The organism is Frankia sp. Cppng1_Ct_nod, assembly GCF_920656135.1.
Taxonomy (GTDB): Bacteria; Actinomycetota; Actinomycetes; order Frankiales; family Frankiaceae; genus Protofrankia; species Protofrankia meridionalis.
On sequence record NZ_CAKKTK010000016.1, the window covers coordinates 35,676 to 60,351 of the forward strand.

Sequence of the window (24,676 nt, forward strand, 5' to 3'; positions counted from 1 at the left end):
CGGGTGGCCCCGATGCGCAGGCGTCATGCTCCCGGTCGTGGAATGGGCAACACCCCAGGAGGCCAGACTCCGGACAGCGGCCAGGCAACAGCCGAGCTGGCCGTTGCCATACCGTCGCTGATACTCGTCCTACTGATCGCAATATGGCTTGTCGGTGCCGTTTCAATTCAGGCGCAGTGCGCGGAGGCCGCTCGTATCGGAGCCCGTGCTGCCGCTCGCGGAGAAACCGACGAAATAGTCCGTGGATGGTCCACCAGAGCGGCTCCGCCAGGATCCGAGATATCCATCAGACGCGGCGATGACGTCATCGTGGTAGAAGTCAGATTCAGCACCCACGCAATCGGCATACTCGCCGATATCGCTCCTGATATCAACATCACAATGTCCTCCACGGCACCGAGGGAGATATCGGAAAAAATCCGATACACCTCCATTCCCGATAATTCATGAAAATCACCGGGAGGTGGACGGTGACAACGCGGCTGCCATGTTCGGACGACACAGGATCGGCGACCATCCTCACGCTCTCGGCAATTCTGGTCCTGGGGACGATCACAAGCGTCGTCCTCACGGTTTCGATGATTGCCGTCTGCCGCCAGCGGGCAGCCAACGCGGCCGACATGGCGGCGCTCGCTGCCGCGAGCATCCCATCCGGCGATCCGGCATCGATGTGTGTCCGTGCCCGCGGCATCGGGCTCGCAAATCACGGCCGTGTTCTGTCCTGTGTGGTATCGGGGGACACCGTCGAAATCACCGCGGGAATCGATCTTCCTGGAGCGCTCGCCGGCCTCGGCCCGCTGGTCGCCCATGCCCGTGCGGGCCCGATAAGCACTACAGGCCCGATAAGCACTACAGGCCCGATAAGCGTCACGCCCGGCGCCCTACAGGCAGTCCGGTCCGGTGGGATCGAGCCGCCGCAGAACCGCCTCCAGGAGCCGGCGTGCGGCTGGCTTGTCCAGCGGCTCGTTGCCGTTGCCGCACTTCGGCGACTGCACACACGACGGGCATCCGACAGCGCACTCACAGGCCGCAATCACATCTCGGGTTGCACGCAACCACTGTCGGCCGCGCAGAAAGCCCCGCTCGGCAAAACCAGCTCCACCCGGATGGCCGTCGTAGACGAACACCGTGGTCCGGGCCGTGTCCGGATGCAGCGCGGTCGACACTCCCCCGATGTCCCACCGGTCGCATGTCGCGAACAGCGGGAGGATACCGATCGCGGCGTGTTCGGCGGCGTGGACCGCGCCGGGGATATCATCCTCGTCGATCCCCGCCTCGGCCAACAGTCCCTCGGTCACCGTGTACCAGACTGCCCGAGTGCGCAGGTGCCGCTGGGGAAGATCGAGCGGGTCCTCCCCAACCACCTGCCCGGTACCGATCAGGCGTCGCTGAAAGGCCACCACCTGTCTGCCGACCTCGACAGTTCCCAGGTGCAGCTCGACGTCGCCGGCGATCCGGGAGCGGATCGACTCCACCACCCGGATCTCGGTGATCTCCCGGGCCGAAGTCGTCCAGTCGGGCGTGTCCGCCTCCACGAACGCAACCGCCTCATCAAGGTCAAATTCGATGACGATGTAGGAACTGCCCTGATGGAGGTACACCGCGCCACGGTGGACCGTCGAGTGCGACGTCGCGGCGTCCACCGTTCCGAGCAGACGTCCGGTCGATGCCTCGACAATCCTCACGGGCGGGCCACCAACCCCACGAATATCAACATCAGGCCGATGGCGATGCGTCCAGTACCAGCCCGCCGGCCGTCGGCGGAGTCGACCGCGCTGGACGAGGTCGTCGACTGCCAGGCGTGCCGCCGGCCCGAACAAGCCAAGATCTGCTTCGATCAGCGGCAGTTCCGCTGCCGCACACTCCAGATGCGGGCCCAGGACGTATGGGTTGTCGGGGTCCAGCACGGTTGCCTCGACCGGCCGGCCGAACACGGCCTCGTGATGGTGGACGAGATAGGTGTCAAGGGGATCATCCCTGGCGACCAGGACCGCGACGGCTCCCTCGCCGTTGCGGCCGGCGCGGCCTGCCTGCTGCCACAGCGACGCAAGCGTGCCCGGATAACCCGTGATGACAGCGGCATCCAGCCCGGTGACATCCACGCCCAGTTCGAGAGCATTCGTCGCGGCGACACCGAGCAGCCGGCCCGAACGCAGGTCGGCCTCCAGCATCCGGCGTTCCTCCGGCAGGTAGCCCGCGCGATAGGCCGCAATCCGGTCCGCGAGATCCACCGACACTTCCGACAGCGCACGGCGGGCCGACTGCGCGATCGCCTCCGCCGCCCTGCGCGACCGCACGAAGACAAGCGTACGGACGCCGTCGGCCACGAGGTCCGCGAGCAGATCCGAGGCTTCAGCGGTCGCGGAACGCCGGACCGTCGTGCTTCTTTCACCATGAAACGGGGGTTTGTAAAGCGGAGGTTCATACAGTACGAACCTCTTCGCCCCCCGCGGAGAGGCGTCATCATCGACGACCTCGACGTCAAGTCCGGTCAGCTGCCCGGCGGAACGCCCCGGGTCCGACACCGTCGCCGAGGCCAGAACGAACACGGGCGTGGACCCGTAGCGCGCGGCCACGCGTCGCAGCCGCCGCAGGACATGCGCCACATGGGAACCGAAGACCCCTCGGTACCCGTGGCACTCGTCGACCACCACGTACCGAAGACCCCTCATGAACGCGGCCCACCGCCGATGGGACGGCAGCACACCGCGGTGCAGCATGTCCGGATTGGACAGTACGAACGTCGCGTGGGCACGGACCCAGTCGCGTTCGGACGCCGGGGTGTCGGCGTCATAGGTGGCAGCACGTACCGCCGTGAGGGTGAGCGCCCGAACCGCGCGGAGCTGGTCGTTTGCCAACGCTTTGGTGGGTGCGAGGTAGAGTGCGCGGGCAGACGGGTCGGCGAGCAGGCTGCTGAGCACCGGCATGAGGTATGCCAGCGACTTTCCCGATGCCGTACCCGTAGCCAGCACCACGCTGCGCCCGGCATGAGCATGCTCGGCGGCATGCGCCTGATGCGTCCACGGTCCGTCGATCCCAGCAGCGCGCAGCCGGGAGACCAGTACAGGATCAACCCACTCCGGCCAGGGCACCCGCGTTCCGACCCGGGCCGGAACGTGCTCGACATGCGTGACACACCCACTCCGGCGGACGTCCGCAAAAAGTCGATCAAGAATGACTGCGCCACGATCCGACGCTCCGCCAGGCACCACGGTTCCGCCCACGGTCGCCCAGGGTAGGCGAGGATGCCCGGTACATGCCCGAGCATGCACCGGGCCCCTGCGGTAAACCGACGGCGGGTGGAGCTGTATGGCCGGCGGGCGTGACCAAAAAGGTACGCGATCACGGTCTTTTTGCGCGTACAGAGGCCTCGGGGAGTCTGGTGGACGCGGCCACACCATGCAATCCGGCTCCAACGGGTCCGCGGGACGACTGTGTCGCGGTGAGCCGGATTGATCCGGGCGTGGGAGGGTAGTGCCGCCGTGATATCCGCCGTCCAACCGGGCGGCTGTGGAGCACATGCAAGGAGGAGCCGTGGACCTGTCCCTCACGACCCGTACGGAAGGGGACTTCACGATCGTCGTCGTGGGCGGCGAGATTGACGTCTACACCGCGCCGAAACTGCGGGAACAGCTCATCGATCTCGTGTCAGGCGGGTCGTACCATCTCCTCGTCGACATGGAGGGCGTCGAGTTCCTCGACTCGACCGGCCTCGGCGTACTCGTCGGGGGCCTCAAGCGGGTCCGGGCGCATGAGGGGTCGCTGCGACTCGTCTGCACCCAGGAACGGATCCTGAAGATCTTCAGGATCACCGGTCTTACGAAGGTCTTCCCGATCCATGCCTCCGTCGAGGAAGCACTCGCCGCAAAAGACTAAGATCAATAATTTCCATCGAAAGGCAGGTCTTCGACGCATGCCCACCGTCGAGTTGCGCTTCGCAGCCCTGCCTGGACACGTCCGAACGGCCAGGATGATCGTAGCCGCGATCAGTCGCCGTTCGGGCGTGCCCGACGAGATCCTGGACGAGATCAAACTCGCGGTCGGCGAGGCGTGCGCCCGAGCTGTCACCGTCAACCGCCAGTTCGACCCGATGGCGCCCGTGGTCGTCCGGGTCAGCAACGATGACTCATTCGCGGTGTCCGTGGTCGACTGCGGACCGGCGGGACAGTACCTTGGACGCGCCTACGACGGCGGTCGGGGCAGCCCGTCCGACCTGTTGCCCGACCTCGGCTCCATCCAGTCGAGCGCTCTCAAGCCCCGCGACGACGACACGTCACCACCATTGCCCGCCGGGCTCGGCCTGGCCCTGATCGAGGGCTTGGTCGACGACTTCGACATCACCGCGCAGCCTGACTCCGCCGGGACGGTCGTCACGATGCGCTGGTCTGTCAAGGAGAAGGTGGACAGTCCGATCGTGGCGGTCTGACGCTACGCAGGTATCGGGTCGGACCGCCACGCAACGACACACACGCAACGACACACACGCAACGACATCTCCAGCCCATCGCACCGCAACATTGGCGGGCCAGGGTCGGCCAAAGAACGAGCGCGTGTTACAGCCGTGTGGATAGACTGCGGCGCATCTCACACTCGGTCGGATCAGGCCACGTGTGATGCCGTGAGTGCTCCCCGTGGTACCGGATGGAGGATCGGGGGAACGTGGGCCAACGCGCTGGTTGCCGTACGGCGGTGCGACGGCGGGACGGGTAACCACCCGGATCCGGTCAAGCCGGCGGTGGCGTCGGCGCCGCACCCCGTGGGCTGGCATGCGCAGGCCCGGTATCCCACCGTGACCGGAAGGTGACCTCGAGGACGTCGTCAGGTGCGACGTCGGGCTGTGCTCGCCCATCACGGCGCCAGAAACGGCGCCGGGCGGACGCGGAGGGTGCACAGACCTGACCGGGAGGTCCCATGGACCGGATCCAAGCCGCGGCGGGTACGAGCCCCGGAGGCACCGCCATAGAACTTAGCGGAGGCCAGCTCGGGTTGGTCGCGGGTGTGGCGGCTGTCGCAGCGCTCGCATTGGTGGTAGCCGGCTATCTGGTCCGCGAGGTACTCGCGGCAAGCCAGGGCAGCCCGCGCATGATCGAGGTCGGTCGCGCCGTCCAGGAGGGCGCCGCGGCATACCTGCGACGGCAGTTCACCACACTGGCGGGTTTCGTCGTCGTGATCCCCTTCGTGCTGCTGCTTCTACCCGCGGACACGACCGGATCCCGGGTTGGACGGTCGCTCTTCTTCGTCCTCGGGACCGTGTTCTCCGCACTCGTCGGCTTCGTCGGAATGTCGCTGGCCACCCGGGCGAACACCCGGACAGCCGCCGCGGCCATCCACGACGGGGAACGTGCCGCCATGCGGATCGCCTTCCGCACCGGCGGTGTCGTGGGGATGTTCACCGTCGGTCTCGGCCTGCTCGGAGCGGCGGTGGTCGTGCTCGTCTTCCGCGACACGGCTCCACAGGTCCTGGAGGGGTTCGGCTTCGGCGCCGCATTGATCGCGATGTTCATGCGGGTCGGCGGTGGCATCTTCACCAAGGCCGCGGACGTCGGAGCGGACCTCGTCGGCAAGGTCGAGCAGGGTATTCCCGAGGACGATCCACGCAACGCGGCCACGATCGCCGACAACGTGGGCGACAATGTCGGCGACTGTGCCGGTATGGCCGCGGACCTGTTCGAGTCGTACGCGGTGACGCTCGTGGCCGCCCTCATCCTCGGGGTGAAGGCCTTCGGAGAGAAGGGACTGGTCTTCCCACTCCTGATCCCGGCCGTCGGTGTGCTCACCGCGATCATCGGTATCTTCTCGGTAGCCCCACGTGCCGGCGACCGCAACGGCATGGCCGCGATCAATCGAGGCTTCTTCATCTCCGCTGTGGTCTCCGCCGTCGGCGTCGTCATCGTCTCGCTCGTCTACCTCCCGAGCCGCTTCTCCGGGTTCCCCGGCCTCGAGGGCAGCAGCCAGACCGGTGACCCGCGAGTCATCGCGATCATCGCCGTCCTGATCGGTATCACGCTGGCCGCGGCGATCCAACTGCTCACCGGCTATTTCACCGAGACGAACCGCAAGCCGGTCCAGGACATCGCGAAGGCGTCGACCACCGGCCCCGCGACCAACATCCTCTCAGGCATCGGAGTCGGGTTGGAGTCGGCCGTCTATTCGGCGCTGCTCATCAGCGCGGCGGTCTTCGGCGCATACCTGCTCGGGTCCGGCAGTGTCACGATCGCACTGTTCGCCGTCGCGCTGGCCGGCACCGGCCTGCTGACGACGGTCGGTGTGATCATCTCGATGGACACCTTCGGACCGGTCAGCGACAACGCCCAGGGCATTGCCGAGATGTCCGGTGAGGCCGGTGGCAGCGGACTCGATGGTCCGGACAATGCGGGCGCGGCCATCCTCACGTCCCTCGATGCGGTTGGCAACACCACCAAGGCCATCACGAAGGGCATAGCCATCGCTACTGCGGTCCTGGCCGCCACAGCCCTGTTCGGGTCGTTCACCGACACGGTCAACGAAGCACTCATCGATGCCGGCCGCGCCGTCAAGTCATCGCGCACCCTCGACATCGCCTACCCGGACGCCCTGGTCGGTCTGATCATCGGCGCGGCGGTCGTGTTCCTGTTCTCCGGGCTCGCGATCAATGCGGTCGGACGTGCCGCCGGACGTGTCGTGGTCGAGGTGCGCAACCAGTTCCGCACGAAGCCGGGCATCATGGACGGGACCGAGAAACCCGACTACAGCGCGGTCGTGGACATCTGCACCCGCGATTCCCTACGCGAGCTGATCGCCCCGGGCACGCTGGCGGTTCTCGCGCCGATCGCGGTCGGCTTCGGACTCGGCTACCCGCCGCTGGGTGCCTACCTTGCCGGGGCGATCGCCGGTGGCGTCCTCATGGCTGTCTTCCTCGCCAACTCCGGTGGGGCCTGGGACAACGCAAAGAAGCTCGTCGAGGACGGCAACTTCGGAGGCAAAGGCTCCGACGTACATGCGGCAACCGTCATCGGGGACACCGTCGGTGACCCCTTCAAGGACACCGCCGGGCCTGCAATCAACCCCCTGATCAAGGTAATGAACCTGGTCAGTCTGTTGATCGCGCCTTCGGTGGTGAAGTACTCGGTCGGCGATGACGAGAACAAGCCACTGCGGATCGCGATCGCGCTGGGGGCCGTCGCAGCGATCGTCGCGGTAATCGTCTACTCGAAGCGGCGCAATACCGCACTCGCTGTCGCACCCTCGGTGACGGAGCAGCGTTCGGCAGCCGATACAGAGGCAACGGTGTAACGCTCTCTTCGCCGGCATCGAGCCCACGGGCAAGCGCAAATCCCCATACAGCCGGTATTTCGAGGAGGCGCGAAGGACGATGGGGATGCCTCGGTGGTAGCGACCCACGGTGGCGACCACCGAGGCCGGCGGTTCGCTCTACGGTTTCGGGGTTACCGTATCGACGTCAGCTCGGGTATCGGCCGTGTGCGTCGGTCGCAGGCATCGGCCGCGGCGAGCCGACCCGTGCGTGGGAGGGGGTCCAGTGCGGCTCGGATGGGCGTCGGTGTGTCCGACGCACCGGAAGGAGGAGTGACCACCGGTCATGGCCACGTGAACAGCAACGTCCGGCATATACGGCACAGTGCACCCATCGGGTGTCCGTAGGGCTTGCGGTGGTCCTGTTTTGGCCAACGTAGACGGACTCGCCGGCACGATCCGGCGTACGGTCTGCACGGCGTCCGTAACTGGACGCCGGGCGGGCGGTCGCGCCCCCGGCTGACATGTCGGTGTGCATCGACCTACTGTCGGGCACGAGGACAGCTGTCCGAGGCACCAGAACCAGCCCCGGGCAGGTTTCCACCGGCGGTTTGCCCGTTCGTACCGCCGAGACGCCCCACGAGCCGAGCCGAAACCGAATTGCCCCCTGCAACGAGGAGAGAAGTGCCCCCGCGCACGAAGTCGACAAACAGCGGGACGCGCCGGTCGAGCGCCGGGCCTTCGACGCCGGTCGTCGAACCCACCGCCATCGAAGCCGCCGCCAAGCCCGAAACGGACCCAGCCGCGTCCGGAAACGGTGCCGTCTCCCGTGGTCGCACCACGAGGACGACCCGTGGTAGCCGGGCCGGGACCTTGCCGCCGGCCACGACCACCGCCGGCACCCGACTTGTGATCGTCGAGTCCCCGGCGAAGGCGAAGACCATCGCGGGCTATCTGGGGCCCGGCTGGCAGGTCGAGTCCAGCATCGGGCACATCCGGGACCTGCCGCGAAGCGCCGCCGACGTCCCCGACGCGCACAAGGGCAAACCGTGGGCCCGGCTCGGGGTGGACGTCGACAACGGCTTCGAGCCGCTCTACGTCGTCACTCCCGACAAGAAGCCTCAGGTCAGCAAGCTCAAGGCGCTGGTGAAGGAAGCCAGTGAGCTCTACCTCGCGACAGACGAGGACCGTGAGGGCGAGGCCATCGCCTGGCATCTGCTTCAGACCCTGAAGCCGACGGTGCCGGTGAAACGGATGGTCTTCCATGAGATCACCCCGCAGGCGATCCAGCGAGCGGTGGACAATCCGCGCGAGATCAACGAGAACCTCGTCAACGCGCAGGAGACCCGACGCATCCTCGACCGCCTGTATGGCTACGAGGTCAGCCCGGTGCTGTGGAAGAAGGTCATGCCGAAGCTGTCGGCGGGCCGGGTCCAGAGCGTGGCAACCCGCATCCTGGTCGAACGCGAGCGTGCCCGGATGCGTTTCTCCTCGGCCGAGTACTGGAACATCGAAGGCGTCTTCGGCGCGCCGACCGGAGGCAACGCCGGAACCGGCCGGACAGCACCCGACGCCACCCCGCTGCCGGCGACCCTGGTCGGGCTCGACGGCCGGCGGCTGGCCACCGGGCGCGATTTCGACTCCGCCGGGCAGCTCACCTCCGCCGAGGTCGTCCGGCTTGACCAGGACGCGGCACGCGCCCTGGCACAGCGGCTCGCCGACACCGCGTTCACTGTGCGGGCGGTGGAGACCAAGCCGTACCGTCGCTCCCCTTACCCACCGTTCATGACGTCCACCCTGCAGCAGGAGGCCGGCCGCAAGCTGCGCTTCTCCAGCCAGCGGACGATGCAGGTGGCGCAGAAGCTGTACGAGAACGGCTATATTACCTATATGCGGACGGACTCGACGAACCTGTCCGAAACCGCACTTGCCGCCGCCCGTGAGCAGGCACGCACCCTCTACGGGCCGGAGTATGTCCCGCAACGTCCCCGCACCTACACGAAGAAGGTCAAGAACGCCCAGGAGGCGCACGAGGCCATCCGACCGGCCGGGGACCACTTCCGGACGCCGGCCGAGGTGCGCGGCGAGCTGGACGTGGACGGTCACCGACTCTACGAACTGATCTGGCAGCGGACGGTGGCGAGCCAGATGGCGGACGCTCTCGGCACGTCCGCGACGATCAGGATCGGCGGGGTGTCCAGCGCCGGGGAGGACGCCGAGTTCTCGGCATCCGGGAAGGTCATCACGTTCCCTGGTTTCCTGCGTGCTTACGTCGAGGGCGCCGACGATCCCGACGCCGAGCTGGAGGACCGCGAACGGCGACTGCCCGACGTCCACCAGGGGGACCCGCTGGTCACTCGAGAGCTCAACCCCCGCGGGCACACCACCAGCCCGCCACCACGCTTCACCGAGGCCAGCCTGGTCAAGACGTTGGAGGAACTCGGTATCGGGCGCCCGTCCACCTACGCGTCGATCATCGCGACGATCCAGGACCGTGGCTACGTGTGGAAGAAGGGCAGCGCCCTGATCCCCAGTTTTGTCGCGTTCGCCGTGGTCGCCCTGTTGGAGGACCACTTCGGACGGCTGGTCGACTACCGGTTCACCGCATCGATGGAGGATGACCTCGACGACATCGCCGCCGGCACGGCCGCGTCGATCGACTGGCTCACCCGCTTCTACTTCGGTTCGGACTCGGGCCATGAGGGTGGTGTCGCGCGGTCCGGCGGGCTCAAGCACCTGGTCGGCGAACGACTCGGGGAGATCGACGCCCGTGAGGTGAACTCGATCCCGCTGGGCATGGCCGAGGACAGCGAACCGGTCGTGATCCGGGTCGGCCGGTACGGCCCGTACGTCCAGCACGGCGACCGGCGGGCAAGCGTCCCCGACGACGTTGCGCCGGACGAGCTCAGCGTGGCCAGGGCGATGGAACTGCTCGGTGCGCCGAGCGGGGACCGGTCGCTCGGCGCCGATCCGGACACCGGTACGACGATCACTCTCAAGATAGGTCGTTACGGGCCGTACGTGACCACCGATGACAGCCCGCCGCGCACAGCGAGTCTGCTGCGCACGATGTCACCGGAAACCGTGACCTTCACCGAGGCGCTGAAACTGCTCACCCTGCCCCGGTCACTGGGAGTTGCCCAGGACGGCGAAGAGGTAACAGCTCAGAATGGCCGGTACGGGCCCTACGTCAAGAAGGGCCCGGAAAGCCGGTCGTTGGAGTCGGAGGAGCAGCTCTTCACAGTGACGTTGGAGGAGGCGCTGGCGCTGATCGCACAGCCGAAGCCCCGGGGCCGGCGGCGGGCCGCCGAGACTCCGCCGCTGCGTGAACTCGGGCCCGATCCGGCGACAGGTACCGCGATGGTGCTGCGGGAAGGCCGGTTCGGCCCGTATGTCACTGACGGCGAAACCAACGCCAGCCTCCGCAAGGACGACGAGGTCGCGTCGATCACCGTGGAGCGAGCGGCCGAACTGCTTGCGGACAGGCGGGCCCGTGGACCGGCGACATCGGGCCGGCGGACGGCCCGCGCGGCCGGATCGAAATCGTCCACGCAGTCGACCGCCAACAAGACGGCGACCGCCAAAACAACATCCAGGACGGCGACCAAGAAGGCCCCTGCCAGGAAGGCGGCTTCGAAGTCACCGACGGCGGGCCCACCGGGGGCGGGCGAGGACGCCCAGGGTTCTTCGTCGCCCGGTCCACGGCTGACGGACTGAGGCGGACGGCTTGATGGGCATTCCGGTGGACGGCGAGCCCGACCCGGCACGCTCACCGACGACGCCGGAGGCATCATCAGGCCGAAGCCTGTCGTCTACCGATAACGACTCGTCCAGCGATAACGACTCGTCCAGCGATAACGACTCGTCCAGCGATAACGACTCGTTGCAACCGGGTGATGGATCCACGCCGGCCCGCCGACGGGTGTGGTCCTACCGGCCCTCGGGACGACCGCCGGTAGCGACGATCCCGTCACCACCCTCCGGGCCGGATGATCCACACCGGTACGCCGACGGGGACGTCCGCGCGGTGCTGCGGATCCCGCAGTTCCGCCGACTGTGGCTGGCGCTCACGCTGTCCAGTCTCGGCGACTGGATGGGCCTGCTCGCCACCACCGCCCTGGCGAGCTCGTTGCGGGCAAGCTTTTCCGACAAGGCGTTTGCCATCGGCTCCGTGCTGATCGTCCGGCTGCTGCCCGCGCTGATCTTCGGACCGCTGGCCGGTGTCGTGGCGGACCGCCTCGACCGCCGGTTGACAATGGTCGTCGCGGACCTCCTGCGGTTCGGTCTGTTCATCACGATTCCGCTGGTCGGGACGCTGGAATGGCTGCTTGTCGCATCACTTCTGATCGAATGTGTGAGCCTGTTCTGGAACCCCGCCAAGGACGCGAGCGTGCCGAACCTGGTACCCCCGCAACGGCTCGCCGCGGCGAACACCCTCAGCCTGATCACCACGTACGGGTCGGCGCCGCTCGGCGCGGCCATTTTCTCCCTGCTGGCGACCCTGTCGCGGGCACTCGCCTCCAGCGTGTCGTTCTTCGAGACGTCCCCGCTGGACCTCGCGCTCTACTTCAACGCGGTGACGTTCCTGGTGTCGGCGCTGGTCATCTTCCGGTTGCGTGGAATCGGCCGGGCTGAACACCACGACACCGATCCCCACCTGGGTTTCTGGTCGTCGATCACAGAAGGTTGGCGGTTCGTCGGCCACAACCGACTGGTCCGCGGCCTGGTGATCGGCATCCTCGGCGGGTTCGCCGGCGCGGGGTGTGTGGTGGCACTCGGGCGGCTCTACGTTCAGATCCTCGGCGGTGGTGACTCCGCGTACGGAGTCCTGTTCGGTGCTGTGTTCGTCGGTCTGGCTGTCGGGATGGCGCTGGGCCCGCGGCTGCTCGGCGACTACAGCCGATCACGGCTGTTCGGTCTCAACGTCACCGCCGCCGGCGTCGCCATGCTGCTGGTCGCGGTCGCGCCGAACCTCGTCCTCGCCTGCGTCCTCGTCGTGTTCGTCGGGGGCTTCGCCGGTATCGCGTGGGTCACCGGCTACACCCTGTTGCAGGCCGAGGTGAGCGACGAGCTGCGCGGACGGACGTTCGCACTCGTCCAGTCCCTGGTCCGCATCGACCTGTTGCTGGTGCTGGCAGCCGCCCCCGCGCTGGTCGGCCTCATCGGCTCGCACCACGTCACGCTGTGGGGAAGCGTCCGCCTCCGTACCGACGGGGTCACGATCATCCTGCTGGCCGGTGGCCTGCTCGCGGTCGCCGTCGGCCTGTTCGCCTATCGGCAGATGGACGAACGCACCGGCGTCGCGGTCCTGCCCGAACTGTGGAACGCCTTGTTGGGACGCCGGACCACGCCACAACGTCCGCGCCACGCCGGTCTGTTCGTAGCCCTCGAAGGCGGTGAGGGCTCCGGTAAGTCGACCCAGGCCGAACGGTTACGATCATGGCTGGCGTCGTCCGGGCGCGAGGTCGTCATCACCCGTGAGCCAGGGGGGACGTCCGTCGGCACGAATCTGCGGACGCTGCTGCTGGATCCCGCTGTGCGGTTGCACCCCCGTACCGAGGCGCTGCTGTACGCCGCCGACCGGGCTGAACACGTCACGCGGGTGATCGAACCGGCGCTGGCCCGTGGTGCCATCGTCGTCACCGACCGCTTCGTCGATTCCTCGATCGCCTACCAGGGCGCCGGACGCAGGCTCGGGGCGGACGAGGTCGCCGTGCTGTCCCGGTGGGCCACCCACGCCCTGGTTCCGGATGTCACGATTCTGCTCGATCTTCCACCGGAGGTCGGCCTCGACCGAGCACGGGCCCGGACCAGCATGAACGGTTCCGGTTCCACCGTCGGCGTGGACCGGATCGAGGCGGAACAGCTCGCGTTCCACGAACGGGTCCGTGACGGGTTCCGCCGGCTGGCGGAGCGGGCGCCAGGCCGGTACCTCGTGCTGGATGCGAGCCGTCCGGCGGAGGCGTTGCACAACGAGATCCGAGAGGCTGTGAGCGAGCATCTGCGGCTCGACGTCGAGCCCGTCACCCCGCATCCGTATGTGCCGCCCGCACCGGGGAGGCCGTCATCGTCGATGCCCGCGGTTGACCCGGAACCCGCGGTTGACCCGGAACCCGCGGTTGAAGCAGCGTCCACCGTCGATCCCACCCCGGCGCGGAAGGCCCGGTCCGTCCGGTAGATCCACCGGACAGTGCCTGGGAGTGCCCGACCGCCAGGGCGGACAATGGGCCGGTGAGCGTGTGGGACGTCCTGGTCGGCCAGGCATCGATCGTCGAAACCCTCTCGGGCGCGGCGGCGGCGGCCGACGTCGTCCCGGACGCCACTCGTGCCGCGGTCCGCTCCGGCATGACTCATTCCTGGCTGTTCACCGGCCCTGCAGGCTCAGGTCGTTCGATGGCGGCGCGCGCGTTCGCTGCCGCGTTGAACTGCGAGAACGTCCCACCCGGATGCGGTGGGTGCAATGGCTGCCACACGGTGCTGACCGACACCGCCGCCGACCTGCGCACGATCCGCCCGGAGGGTCTGTCCCTCGGTGTCAAGGACGTCCGGGAGCTGGTCCGGGACGCGGCCACGGCCCCGACCTCTGGCCGCTGGCGGGTGCTGCTGCTGGAAGACGCCGACCGGTTGACCGACCAGGCCGCGAATGCCCTGCTCAAGGCGCTGGAGGAGCCTGCGGAGCGGTCGGTGTTCCTGTTGTGCGCGCCATCGGTGGATGACGTGCTGCCGACCATCCGGTCCCGCTGCCGGGTGGTCGCGCTGCGTCTGCCCCTTCCGGCGGACGTCGCCGCCGTCCTGGAGCGGGACGGTATCTCACCGGATGTCGCACGGCTTGCCGCCCGGGCGGCCCAGGGGCATCTTCGCCGGGCACGTCTCCTGGCCGCCGACGAGCAGGCCCGCGCCCGACGCGCCGAGGTGCTGCGTATCCCCACCCGGCTGCGCCGGACGGGTGACTGCCTTGCCGCCGCCGCGGATCTGGTCGCTGCGGCGAATGGCGACGCGGACGCGGCGAACACGGCCCGGGACGAGGCCGAGGCCGAGGCGCTGAAGACCGCGTTGGGTGTCGGCGCGACGTCGAGCGGTACGGCGGCAAAGCGTGCCCGGGCTCCGAAAGCGGGGGCGAAGGGCCGGGCCATGACTGTCCGGGGTGCCGCTGGAGCGCTCAAGGAGCTGGAGAAGACGCAGAAGAGCCGTGGTCGACGGACTGTGCTGGACTCCCTCGACCAGGCGCTCGTCGACCTGGCCGGCTGGTACCGGGATGTGCTTGTCCTGCAGTTGGGTGCGCCCGTGGACGCCGTTCACCCCGACCATGGGGAGGGCGCGCTACGGCTCGCCCGGTCCTCCGCTCCGGAACAGACACTGCGTCGGCTGGAGGCCGTCCTGCGGTCTCGCCGCTCCCTCGCCGAGAACCCCGGGCTCGTTCCGCTACTCACGGTGGAAGCCCTCACCCTCGCACTTCGGGCCGGCTGACGCCGCCGGCCAGGCACCGGCCACCCGGAGCTGTGATCCTTCCCTCATCCTGACGTTGCCCTGAATTGGGGTATCTGTCAGCTGATTGCGATCCCACGCGACCGGCACCCACGGTACAATTCGTTCGCAACCCATCACAGAATGCCTTAGACCGGCAACAGTCCGACAGGTCCGACCATCGAGGCACACCGGCCTCGCCGTTCCCGGGGGGGAAAGCTGGATGAAAGGCGCGGCGCGGAACACGCGGATCGTCGGAAAAACTGCTTCGCCTCGGACTGAACGGAAAAACCGGCAATGAGCGGAAGAATCAAAACCCTGAACCGCCCGGCCGGGAGTCGCATTCTTGGCGTCGGCGCCTACCGTCCCATGAGGGTCGTCTCCAATTCCGAGATCTGTGAACAGATTGAATCCACACCCGAGTGGATCGAGTCACGGTCGGGAATTCAGAGCCGCCGGTTCGCCGCCGCCGAGGAATCCCTCGGGGCAATGGCCGCGACAGCCGGCGGCAAGGCACTGGCAAGCGCGGGCGTCGAGATCGCGGATGTCGGTTGCATCCTGGTGGCCACGATGTCCCATGTCACCCAGTCACCGTCGGTTGCCACAGACGTGGCCGGCAGACTCGGTGCGGAGAACAGCGCCGCCTTCGACATCGCCGCCGCGTGTGCGGGTTTCTGCCACGCGCTCGCGGTGGCCAGTGACATGGTGCTCGCCGGCAGCGCCAGGTACGTGCTGGTGATCGGGGCCGAGCGAATGTCGGACATCATCGACCCGCATGACCGCGGCACCGCCTTCGTGTTCGGGGACGGCGCCGGAGCGATAGTGGTAGGGCCGTCGGAAACCGCGGCCATCGGGCCGGTGGTCTGGGGTTCGGATCCCTCGGGGAGAGACGCGATAGCGCATGACCATTCCTACCTGGACTGGCGTGACAATCCAAGGCTGCCCTGGCCGACAATGCGGATGGCGGGCCAACGCGTGTACCGCTGGGCATCCTGGCAGATGGCACCGGTCGCGCGCCGGGCACTGGAAGTGGCCGGTATCACGGCGAACGACCTCGCCGCCTTCATCCCGCACCAGGCCAACGTCCGCATCATCAACATGATCTGCAAGGTCCTGGACCTCCCGGAGACGGTCGTCGTCGCCCGAGACATCGCGACGGACGGTAACACCTCCGGCGCGTCCATCCCGATGGCGATGGATCGGGTCCTGGCCAGCGGTGAGGTACCGTCCGGCGGTCTCGCGCTACTCATCGGCTTCGGCGCGGGCCTCGTCTACGCCGCCCAGGTCGTCCAGCTCCCCTGACGTTCCAGACCTCGCGTCGGTAAGAACGGACCATCCTTTCCTCGGTCACCAAGAGGTGACCCAGGGATAGCTCAGACCTGCGTGTGTGCCGGTCCGGGTACGTGGCTGCCTCGAGGCAGTGGTACCGACTCGGCGCAGGCAAGCCCCTCCTCGACGGCATCGATCGTCCGGACGCCCAGAACCGGCCTGGTCTTCGGGAGGGAAGCCGCGGCGACCGCTGCGACCAGGAACCCGATGAACATGAGAAGGAACGCGTGCGTGTAGCCATTTTCATGCGGCAGCGTTCCCGCGGCAACCCCAGCGGTGATCATGCTTGCGATGATGGTGGTGCCCAGCGACCCACCGATGGTCCGGATGTTGGCGTTCATGCCGGACGCGATCCCGGTCTGGTCGGGGCGAACAGCCGAGACCACCAGGTGCGACATGGACGCGAACCCGAGGCCGATACCGATACCGACCAGCGATGTCGCAATATAGATCATGTAGCTCTCGCTGTGAACGAAGGCAAGAACGCCCATCCCGGACGCGGCGACAAGAGCACCCAGGACCAGCGGGAGCTTCGGACCGAAGAGCACTCCGAGACGACCGGCGGCCACACCCGCGACCAGCATGAAGATGCTGGAGGGCACCAGGTACAGCCCGGCCTGGGCGACGCTCGCGCCGAACCCGTATCCCGCTGACGACGGCGTCTCCACGAACTCCGGCACGAAGACCATCACCGAGTACATGGTGAAGCCGAACAGCATGCCGGTGATGTTCGTCCGGTAAACCGTGGGGATCCGCATCATCCGCATGTCGACAAGCGGCTGGGCACTGCGCGTCTCCGTGGCGACCCAGACGACGATCCCGACCGCGGCCACGGCGAACAGACCGAGGACCGAACCGGAGGTCCATCCCCACCGGGGACCCTGACTGATCCCGAGAAGCAGGGCGACCAGCCACACGGAGAGCAGCAGCGCGCCCCTGACCGGCACCTTCCCCTTCACCCGGACGAGCGACTCGGGAACATAAACCATGGTCGCCACGAGCGCGATCACAATGGCGATCAGGGGGATCCAGAACAACCAGTGGTAGCTTAGATGGCCGGTGATCGGCCCGGCGAGGACCGTTCCGACTCCGGAACCTACACCGAGGACCGCGGACACGACGCCGATCGCACCACCGACCTTCTCCGGCGGGAACTCGTCCCGGATGATGCCGAAGGACAGCGGGAAGACGGCGCCGCCAACCCCCTGGATGATCCTGCCGGCGAGCATCATCGGCAGCGACGTCGCGAGTGCGTCGACCAGGGTGCCGAGACCAAGCCCGACAAGCATGATCACCAGCATCCGCTTCTTGCCGTAGATGTCACCGAACCGCCCGAAGATCGGCGTCGCCACGGATGCACTGAGCAGGTAAATTGTCATGATCCATGCGACACCGGCCTGGCTCGCGCCGAGGTCCACCCGGATCTCCGGCAATGCGGGCGCCACCATCGTCTGCAACAACGAGAAGGTCAGCGCCGACAGGCTGAGGGTCACAAAGGTGACCGACGACGAACGTTTTGCATCCAGTGCATCTGTCATCCCGGGAGCAGTCCTCTCGCTGAGCCAGGCCGGAGCCCATCCCGCGACAACCCGACCAGCCCGACCAGCGGTACCCGGCGGTACACGGCAGACACTCAGCGAGATGAAACTCAGTTTCATTGACGGTACCAAGTATCTCTTGATCGAAAAACTCCTCGCCGATGTGTCCTACACTGCATCCCTACAGATCAGCTTGACTGCGCCAGTCATCGGTCCGGCACGCACAACGAGCGGACGCACCCGAAACCCACGACGATTCAGGTGGCCTCAGATGAGCAACCCGACCGGGCTGACCCCCCTACGGGAACGGCTGCGGACAACGGTCCGCAGCGACCTGGCCCGTGTCGCCGTCGAGATGTTTCTTGAACATGGTTTCGACACCACCACGGTGGATGCCATCGCCGCGGCGGCCGGCGTGTCGCGCAGCACCTTCTTCCGCTATTTCCCCACGAAGGAGGACGCCGTCCTGGCCCAGATCGAAGCCCGCGGGGAACAGTTCCGGGAAGCCGCCCTGGTCCGAGCGGCAGACGAGCCCCCGCTGCTGGCGGCACGCAACGCCCTCACCCCTCTGATCGAGGACATGGGCCGCAACCGTGAACGGTCCATCGCGGTGATCCGGCTGATCGAGCAAACACCGTCACTGCGCGCACGCAGGATCGACAAGCAGCATGTCCTGCGGGCCATGCTCACCGAGGTGATGGCAAGCCGCATGGCGACGGATCCCGCGAACGACCTCCGGCCGGCCCTCATCGCGGGCGTCACCCTGAGCATGTTCGACACCGCCCAGACGGCCTGGCTCAAGGCCGGCGGTGAGGCCAGCCTGTCCGACCTCGTCGACGAGGCGTTCGCCACGATCGGCAGGGAGTTCGCTGCGGTCAACGCCCAGGCCTGAGCCCTGGCGTACGGCCTGGCCATACGGCCTGGCCATACGGCCACACCCGACACCGGCGCCAAATGCGACCAGGCATTGGTGATGCCACCGCCGTGCGGCGTGCCATCGGTGGGCTCATGGACACGGACTCATCGTTATTTTTTCTCAAAAAAGAACAACAAAATATCTCTATCAAGACAACAAAATATCACTAACTGACCGTCAGCAGTAATGTCATCTCGCGGTCGAAATTTGATCAAAAAGTCTGCGACCTGCAAAGATACCCGCTGGGGTACACAGACCGGAGTCCGTGTACCCTCGTCAACCGATGACGACTTTGTTGCCATATGCCCAAGTCAGAACCGCCCGAGCCCATCACTCCGGCGGCTACCCCATCCGTGAATCTCCGATGTCACAACATGACACGGCTTTCACGCGCAGTGTGAATCCTCTGTGAGGCAACACAGGCACACTATTCGAACTCTGCGATCACAGCATCGGTCATCCCCTGTGCGGGGGACCCGAAACGCGATCCCGAAGGGGATCGATACCAACTGTGCGCGAACATGGCTCGCCGGTATCGGTGTTCTTGCGATCATCGCTACGGGCCTCGGCTGTCGCGTGAATCCCGGTTACGGCAACGACGGGGGAACAACACCACTGAGCGGGATCACGGCAGGCGGCCTGACGCAGACGAACGCGTGGGCCGCCTTCCGCGGGCGACCGGTCGACGTGGTTGTCACCTTCGCGGACCGGTCGAGCTGGGAGACCATGACCCACCCATGGCTCGGTTCGAACACGGAGAAGTTCGCCGGGTTCGCCGGTACCTGGGTGATCAGCCAGCCTTTCTTCCCCACCTCCGGTGGGGATGTACGTTCCTGCGCCACCGGCGCCTACAACGCTCGCTGGGCGGAGTTCGGTCGATGGCTGACCGCCCAGGGCCGCGGCGCCAGCATCGTCCGGCTTGCCTGGGAGTTCAACGGCAACTGGTTCCCCTGGTCGACATCGAACAACCCGGAGCCGTGGGTCGGCTGCTTCCAGAAAGTGGTCACCGCCATCCGCCAGACCGACCCGCAGATCCGGATCGACTGGGCCATGAACGCCCATACCGACGGGGCGTTCAACTTCTACCCAGGTGACTCGTACGTCGACATCGTCGGCATCGACACCTTCGACCAGTGGCCCGCAAGCACGGATGAGAATTCATGGAACACCCAGTGCGACGACACTGAAGGGCTGTGTTCAGTCATCCGTTTCGCCCGCGCGCACGGCAAGAAGTTCTCGGTGCCGGAATGGGGACTGGTCGGCAGGTCCGACACGGGGGCCGGACGGGCCGGGCAGGCTGGCGGTGACAATCCGTTCTACGTCCGCAAGATGCACGAAACCTTCGTCGCCAACTCCGACCTCCTGTCGTACGAGTCGTACTTCAACGACTCGGATGCGGGCAACGTCCACTCGTCGCTGATCAATCCTGCGGAACAGCCCAACGCCGCCCAGGCCTACGCCTCGCTCTGGTGATGTAGATCATAGACCGACCCCGCCCTCCTTGAACGCCGCGACCGCGCCCTCGTCACCATGGATGTCGACCACGGAGTGGTCGCGGCGGCCAAAGGCGAACAGGACCAGTTCACCCGGGTCACCGACGAGCGTCACCTCGCCGACACCGCGACGCAGCACCGTCCGCCCCGGCCCGTCGGCCCGCTCGGCGATCACTCCGACGGCGGACCGCCAGTAGGCGGCTCGGCCGATCATCCCCAGTGACTTCCACAGCGCACCCTGTGTCCCGGTGTCGAGCACAGGCCGTTCCCATCCCGGCCGGACCCGCCGCACATCCTCGTGGTGAACGAAGAACTCGACGAGATTCGTGGCATCGTCCAGCAGACCGAAGCGGGTTGGATGCCACCACGGCGGACCATCCCGAAACATCTCGACCAGGGCCGGGAAGGTATGGGAGCGCATCGTTGACCGCTCCGCCGCTTCCGTTACCCCATGCAACCGTTTAATCACAAGACCTGGCGCGGCGTAAGGGACACGGTCCCGGGTCACAAGATGGGCAACAAGATCATGAGCTGTCCAGCCTTCACAGAGCGTGGGTTGGGCGGGACCAACCTCGCCGAGGAGATCAGCAAGGGCTACACGCTGTGCGCGGGCATATCCCATACCTGAATGGTAGTCCAGTGATCACATCCAGGGTCCTCGCCGCGACGATTCGGCGCCAGTGAACTCACCGTCAGTAGCCTTAGAGCGCCCGAGGATAGAACTGTCCGGCTCCCGATCCATCCACCCGGATCGCCGCTCCCTGATCGAACGCCCTACCCTCGGACGCTCTTATTCGGCAGGGCACCCGAATCGCCGCCCTCGACCTTGTCGGTATCGTCGGCGTTGTCTGAGTTATCGGCGTTGTCTGAGTTATCGGTGTTGTCGGCGCGCGGCAACGAGGTCGACCGGCCGAGCAGGTACCAGCCCCACAGGCCCGGGGGTGCCGGTGCCCGAACCGGGCCACCCGCCGCTACCCGGGCGTCCATCGTGTCGAGAAGGTGATCCCAGCTTCCGGCGAAGCGGAGCACAAGGCCCCCGACCACGGCGGTATGGGGTACATGCGGATGCGGACGAGTCGGGGCCCGCCGCATCGCCCGCCTGAACGAGGTCACGACCCGACGCCGTTCCTCGTCCGACAGCATCTCCTCGAGGTCTGCCACCAGAGAATCCTCGGCGGCTTCATGCTGCTCCTCCAGTTCGGCGAGACGAGCCCGCAGCATCCCCATCGACTCGTCCGGCCGATGTACGTCACCCTGGATGTGCTGGGAGATACCCCGCATCACGGACGCGGTTTCATGCGCCCCCGCGTAAAGCCCGGCCACCCGGGCCCTACCGTCCGGGAGGTGGCGGCGTGCCATCGGGTAGACGGACGTCTGCACCGCGTACATATGCGCGCTGATTGCCGCGACCGCCGTGTCCGCGGCCCGAAGCGCGCGTCGAGGGTCGGCGGAGGTTCCCGACTCGGTGAAGGTCAGGGCAACGAGACGGGTCGCGTCGGCATGCGCCATCCTGATCAGATCGAGAATGGACACCGAGTCCGCTTGGTCCCGCTCGCCGGCCCTGGTCTCCTGCGCAAGCCCCGTACCGGTCGGCCCCGGACCGGTCGGCTCTGTCGTGGTCGGCCCCGTCGTGATCGACATCGCCACCCCCAAGCCTGGTAGATCTTCCCGCCAGCCCATCCACGAGCTAAAGGAACAAAATCTACTTGGACGGTACGCCGAATGCGCCGGTTTCGCGATCCACCAACAATCGCAAAAGACCGCTGTCCGGCAATCCGGATACCGACCGAAAGGCCGGAATCAGTCCGTTCAACCCAAAAGATCAACACCTCGCGGGCAGTCCAGCCGAAACGAGAAGTCGATGTTTCTCGACGACCCGGGACCCAGTTCGATCTTCCAGGTCAGCACACCCAGATCGGTCCGTCCGTCCGGCGTCAGGGACGCCTGCTCATCGCGGATCGTAATGTCCTCGCGACGACGCAACGGATGCTGGTCCTGCACGCTCACCATGGCCACCCGCGGCGCGTGATTCGCCAGGAAGATCCTGTATGCCACCTCGGTACGGCGGGTGTTCCCGACACCCGCGGCCAGGACGTCCGCCGGCAGATCAGCTGTGACCAGTGCCCTGGCAAACGCCGATGCCGCGGTCCGCGCGGCCCTGTCGAGGAAGGCTCGCCGAGCCTGCTCGGTCTCGTCGGCATCGCCCAGTTCGGCCAGCTGACACCGTAGCCGCTGTCGACCGGCCTCCAACCTCACGATTACCATCTCGGACGCCTCGGACCGCGTCTGCGCGATCATTTTAGAGCGGCTTCGGAGCGACGATCCGTCCCGGGTTGTGGTCATCAGTGCCGAGCGCGTCCCGCCACCGGTAGAAGTACTGGTGGGAAGGTCCCGACGATCCGTTGCCGGTCTGGCCACAGACTCGTCTGGCAACTTTCGGTAACTCTTGATCCTTTTAGGGACTACCCGGAACTCCCGGACCCGAAAAGGCCAGACCGGCATAAGAGTAGGCGAACGACACGAACGGGATGGACCGAAGATGATCGGCAGGCAATTCGACGACAGCGCCGACAATCGGCACGAGGAACATCACCTCTTTCCACGGGACTCCGCCGGCCAGCAGCCGACCACGGCGGCCCGGCTTACCGGCGCCCTGACCAAGGGCGTTTCCCTGGTGCGGATGGTTCCCAAGAAGCGCCGGGCCCATCCTGAGCTCCACCCGACACCGCTCGGACGAGTGGTCGCCTGCCACATCTACCGGGACGGCAGGCGTGATCCACGACCTGTCCACCACGGCGACGCCCTACGGGTTGCCCGCGACCACCGCGATAGTTTCGCCTGGCTCGGTCTGTACGAACCGACCGCACCGGAACTATCCAAAATCGCCGATGTGTACGGGCTGCATCCACTTGCCGTCGAGGATGCCGTCACCGCCCATCAGCGTCCGAAGATCGAGCGATACGAGGACACCCTTTTTGTCGTTCTCAAAACTGCCTGCTACGTGGAGCACGACGAGCTGACTGCAACATCGGAGGTTATTCACACAGGGGAGGTCATGGTATTCCTCGGACGCGACTTCGTCGTAACGGTACGCCATGGTGAACATGGCGGGCTACAAGCTCTGCGCAGCAAACTGGAGTCGCAGCCAGAAATGCTCCGACACGGACCGGCCGCCGTCCTCCACGCCATTTGCGACCAGATCATCGACGACTATCTTCAGGTGACCGAGAAAATGGAAGTCGATATCGACACGATCGAAGGCTCCGTCTTCAACCGGTCGCTGCGCCCCGATCCCGGCAAGGTTTACCAGCTCAAGCGGGAGGTACTGGAGCTCAAGCACGCCGTAGCCCCGCTCGCCGCTCCACTGCGGACACTTGCCGAAACGGATGTCACCGGAGTCACCCCGCGCATTCGGGAGTACTTCCGGGACGTCGCAGACCACCTCGAGCAGGTCACCGAGCGAATCGCCCGGTTCGACGAGCTGCTGTCGTCCATCCTGCAGGCGACCCTGACACAGGTCGCCATCGTGCAGAACGAGGACATGCGTCGTATCAGTGCCTGGGTCGCGATCGCCGCGGTGCCCACCGCGATTGCCGGCATCTATGGCATGAATTTTGATCACATGCCGGAACTGCACGTGGTCTGGGGATATCCCGCCGTCCTCTCCCTGATGGCGACCATCTGCTTCTTCCTGTATCGGGCCTTCAAGCGGAACGGCTGGCTGTAGTCACGGCCGTGGCCTCACACGGACCCGGGCGGGCGACTGATCAACCATCTGAATACACCTGCCCACCGGAACATCCCAAAATGACCTGAAAAATGATGAAGTTCTCATAAAAAGCCGATATCATCCGGCGCTGACATCAGCACGGACTGTCGGAGCAAGGACCACCCGTTACATGGAACGATTTGATGCATGGTTGCGGATGGTCCACTTCCGCCCCTCGGGGGTCGTCCTTCCGAAGGGCGGAAGTCGGCCATCCGAGCACAGGCCCCGGAGTTTCGAACCAGCAGCGTGTAACGGGTGAATACAACCTCGCACCACCATCGACGCGGCCCTGGCAACCGGTCGCCAGGGCCGACGGTGTGAGATTGACATCTATTGCATGTCGTTACTTCAGTACATACCACCCGACGGCGGGATTCACCAGGACCACAGTGTCGGCTACCGTAACGAACTGTGCCAGGCCTTCGTATGGAAACCTACCCCCAGCGGTCGTCTCGGCTGCCGGTCGGCGGCGGACGACAGCAACGCCCCGCCCCCCGCCACACCACTGGTGCGAGTGGCGGAGGGGCCACCCCGCATCACGTCCACGACCTGCGCGATGCAATCGAATGACTCAGCCGATGTACCCCGTCCGTAATGATCTTATTGCGGAACTGGCAGCCCGGCTGGAACAGCTCGATCAGCTTCTCGGGCGGTTGGAGGACGCCGAGCGGCAGGCCGCGGACGCCAGTGATGACCTCATCCGTGCCCGACGGTGGCAGGAGGAAACAGTTCGTGCGATTCAGGACGAACGTGCGCAGATGCGTACCCACCAGCGCGCACTGGACGATCTCGCGGACCGTGCGCAGGGTGCGGTGGATGCGCTGACCGCCCAATACCGTTCACTACCACCCGAGGTCCATGAGCTCGCGGTTGAACTGCACGTTCTACAGACCGCCGGCCTGCTGTCCCGCCGAGGCACCCGCGCTCGCCGGATCTG

Annotated in this window: 17 protein-coding genes and 1 pseudogene; 13 read left to right on the forward strand and 5 right to left on the reverse strand. The window is 66.4% G+C overall.

Translation table 11 applies throughout. The features are described 5' to 3' along the window. The first annotated feature begins 42 nt into the window (after positions 1-42). Positions 43-450, forward strand: a complete 408-nt coding sequence (locus NBW77_RS07295) for a TadE family type IV pilus minor pilin (protein ID WP_165486333.1) — start codon at positions 43-45, stop codon at positions 448-450. Further along, positions 447-812: pseudogene (locus tag NBW77_RS22325) on the forward strand (Rv3654c family TadE-like protein); the annotation flags it as partial. The gene NBW77_RS07295 and the pseudogene NBW77_RS22325, both read left to right, overlap by 4 nt. 69 nt (positions 813-881) lie before the next feature. Here NBW77_RS22325 and NBW77_RS07300 read toward each other — a convergent pair. After that, positions 882-3,224 (reverse strand): DEAD/DEAH box helicase, encoded by a 2,343-nt coding sequence (locus NBW77_RS07300; protein WP_207387213.1) that lies wholly within the window; start codon positions 3,222-3,224, stop codon positions 882-884. 310 nt (positions 3,225-3,534) lie between these two features. Between NBW77_RS07300 and NBW77_RS07305 the strand changes: the two genes are divergently transcribed. The 7 genes from NBW77_RS07305 (at position 3,535) to NBW77_RS07335 (ending at position 15,996) form a co-directional block, all read left to right on the forward strand. Continuing rightward, positions 3,535-3,876: an anti-sigma factor antagonist gene (locus NBW77_RS07305; RefSeq protein ID WP_131749159.1), complete on the forward strand. Its 342-nt coding sequence runs from the start codon at positions 3,535-3,537 to the stop codon at positions 3,874-3,876. Positions 3,877-3,913: 37 nt separating this feature from the next. After that, on the forward strand, positions 3,914-4,426 hold the full coding sequence (locus NBW77_RS07310; protein WP_131749161.1) for an ATP-binding protein: 513 nt from the start codon (positions 3,914-3,916) through the stop codon (positions 4,424-4,426). Positions 4,427-4,911: 485 nt separating this feature from the next. Then, positions 4,912-7,272: a sodium-translocating pyrophosphatase gene (locus tag NBW77_RS07315; RefSeq protein WP_131749165.1), complete on the forward strand. Its 2,361-nt coding sequence runs from the start codon at positions 4,912-4,914 to the stop codon at positions 7,270-7,272. A gap of 642 nt (positions 7,273-7,914) precedes the next feature. Further along, positions 7,915-10,947, forward strand: coding sequence for a type I DNA topoisomerase (topA, locus tag NBW77_RS07320; protein WP_250279477.1), 3,033 nt, complete (start codon positions 7,915-7,917; stop codon positions 10,945-10,947). Positions 10,948-10,960: 13 nt separating this feature from the next. Continuing rightward, entirely contained in the window at positions 10,961-13,408 is a 2,448-nt protein-coding gene (gene tmk / locus NBW77_RS07325; protein ID WP_131749167.1) for a dTMP kinase, read from the forward strand. 53 nt (positions 13,409-13,461) lie between these two features. Then, a complete protein-coding gene (locus NBW77_RS07330) occupies positions 13,462-14,697 on the forward strand; it encodes a DNA polymerase III subunit delta' (RefSeq protein ID WP_131749169.1) in 1,236 nt (411 codons plus the stop codon). 294 nt (positions 14,698-14,991) lie between these two features. Further along, complete coding sequence (locus NBW77_RS07335; protein WP_131749171.1) at positions 14,992-15,996, forward strand: beta-ketoacyl-ACP synthase III; 1,005 nt, start codon at positions 14,992-14,994, stop codon at positions 15,994-15,996. A gap of 71 nt (positions 15,997-16,067) precedes the next feature. Here NBW77_RS07335 and NBW77_RS07340 read toward each other — a convergent pair whose 3' ends face one another. Further along, positions 16,068-17,561 carry an MFS transporter gene (locus tag NBW77_RS07340; RefSeq protein ID WP_250279478.1) on the reverse strand — a complete coding sequence of 498 codons (1,494 nt, stop codon included), beginning with the start codon at positions 17,559-17,561 and terminating at the stop codon, positions 16,068-16,070. Between the two features lie 271 nt (positions 17,562-17,832). Between NBW77_RS07340 and NBW77_RS07345 the strand changes: the two genes are divergently transcribed. Then, the gene (locus NBW77_RS07345; protein WP_165486334.1) at positions 17,833-18,453 is read left to right on the forward strand and encodes a TetR family transcriptional regulator; all 621 of its coding nucleotides are present in this window, start codon (positions 17,833-17,835) and stop codon (positions 18,451-18,453) included. 489 nt (positions 18,454-18,942) lie between these two features. Further along, positions 18,943-19,950 carry a glycoside hydrolase family 26 protein gene (locus tag NBW77_RS07350; RefSeq protein WP_349816977.1) on the forward strand — a complete coding sequence of 336 codons (1,008 nt, stop codon included), beginning with the start codon at positions 18,943-18,945 and terminating at the stop codon, positions 19,948-19,950. Between the two features lie 6 nt (positions 19,951-19,956). Here NBW77_RS07350 and NBW77_RS07355 read toward each other — a convergent pair whose 3' ends face one another. The 3 genes from NBW77_RS07355 to NBW77_RS07365 all read right to left on the reverse strand — a co-directional run bounded on the left by NBW77_RS07355 (position 19,957) and on the right by NBW77_RS07365 (position 22,235). Beyond that, positions 19,957-20,592 (reverse strand): TIGR03085 family metal-binding protein, encoded by a 636-nt coding sequence (locus NBW77_RS07355; protein ID WP_131749175.1) that lies wholly within the window; start codon positions 20,590-20,592, stop codon positions 19,957-19,959. 152 nt (positions 20,593-20,744) lie between these two features. Further along, the gene (locus NBW77_RS07360; RefSeq protein ID WP_131749177.1) at positions 20,745-21,611 is read right to left on the reverse strand and encodes a hemerythrin domain-containing protein; all 867 of its coding nucleotides are present in this window, start codon (positions 21,609-21,611) and stop codon (positions 20,745-20,747) included. Between the two features lie 168 nt (positions 21,612-21,779). Then, positions 21,780-22,235, reverse strand: coding sequence for a DUF4139 domain-containing protein (locus tag NBW77_RS07365; protein WP_250279479.1), 456 nt, complete (start codon positions 22,233-22,235; stop codon positions 21,780-21,782). A gap of 274 nt (positions 22,236-22,509) precedes the next feature. On the opposite strand from NBW77_RS07365, the gene corA reads away from it, so the two are divergent. Beyond that, entirely contained in the window at positions 22,510-23,697 is a 1,188-nt protein-coding gene (gene corA, locus NBW77_RS07370) for a magnesium/cobalt transporter CorA (RefSeq protein ID WP_131749181.1), read from the forward strand. A 608-nt stretch (positions 23,698-24,305) separates the two neighbouring features. Then, positions 24,306-24,676 (forward strand): hypothetical protein (locus NBW77_RS07375; protein ID WP_131749183.1); only part of this gene is annotated, 371 nt, incomplete at its 3' end.

Coding starts and splice junctions, on each gene's coding strand:
- NBW77_RS07295 (WP_165486333.1), top strand. CDS start 43: ATGGGCAACACCCCAGGAGGCCAGACTCCGGACAGCGGCCAGGCAACA.
- NBW77_RS07310 (WP_131749161.1), top strand. CDS start 3,914: ATGCCCACCGTCGAGTTGCGCTTCGCAGCCCTGCCTGGACACGTCCGA.
- NBW77_RS07315 (WP_131749165.1), top strand. CDS start 4,912: ATGGACCGGATCCAAGCCGCGGCGGGTACGAGCCCCGGAGGCACCGCC.
- tmk (WP_131749167.1), top strand. CDS start 10,961: ATGGGCATTCCGGTGGACGGCGAGCCCGACCCGGCACGCTCACCGACG.
- NBW77_RS07335 (WP_131749171.1), top strand. CDS start 14,992: ATGAGCGGAAGAATCAAAACCCTGAACCGCCCGGCCGGGAGTCGCATT.
- NBW77_RS07340 (WP_250279478.1), bottom strand. CDS start 17,561: ATGACAGATGCACTGGATGCAAAACGTTCGTCGTCGGTCACCTTTGTG.
- NBW77_RS07345 (WP_165486334.1), top strand. CDS start 17,833: ATGAGCAACCCGACCGGGCTGACCCCCCTACGGGAACGGCTGCGGACA.
- NBW77_RS07355 (WP_131749175.1), bottom strand. CDS start 20,592: ATGGGATATGCCCGCGCACAGCGTGTAGCCCTTGCTGATCTCCTCGGC.
- NBW77_RS07360 (WP_131749177.1), bottom strand. CDS start 21,611: ATGTCGATCACGACGGGGCCGACCACGACAGAGCCGACCGGTCCGGGG.
- NBW77_RS07365 (WP_250279479.1), bottom strand. CDS start 22,235: ATGGTAATCGTGAGGTTGGAGGCCGGTCGACAGCGGCTACGGTGTCAG.
- corA (WP_131749181.1), top strand. CDS start 22,510: ATGATCGGCAGGCAATTCGACGACAGCGCCGACAATCGGCACGAGGAA.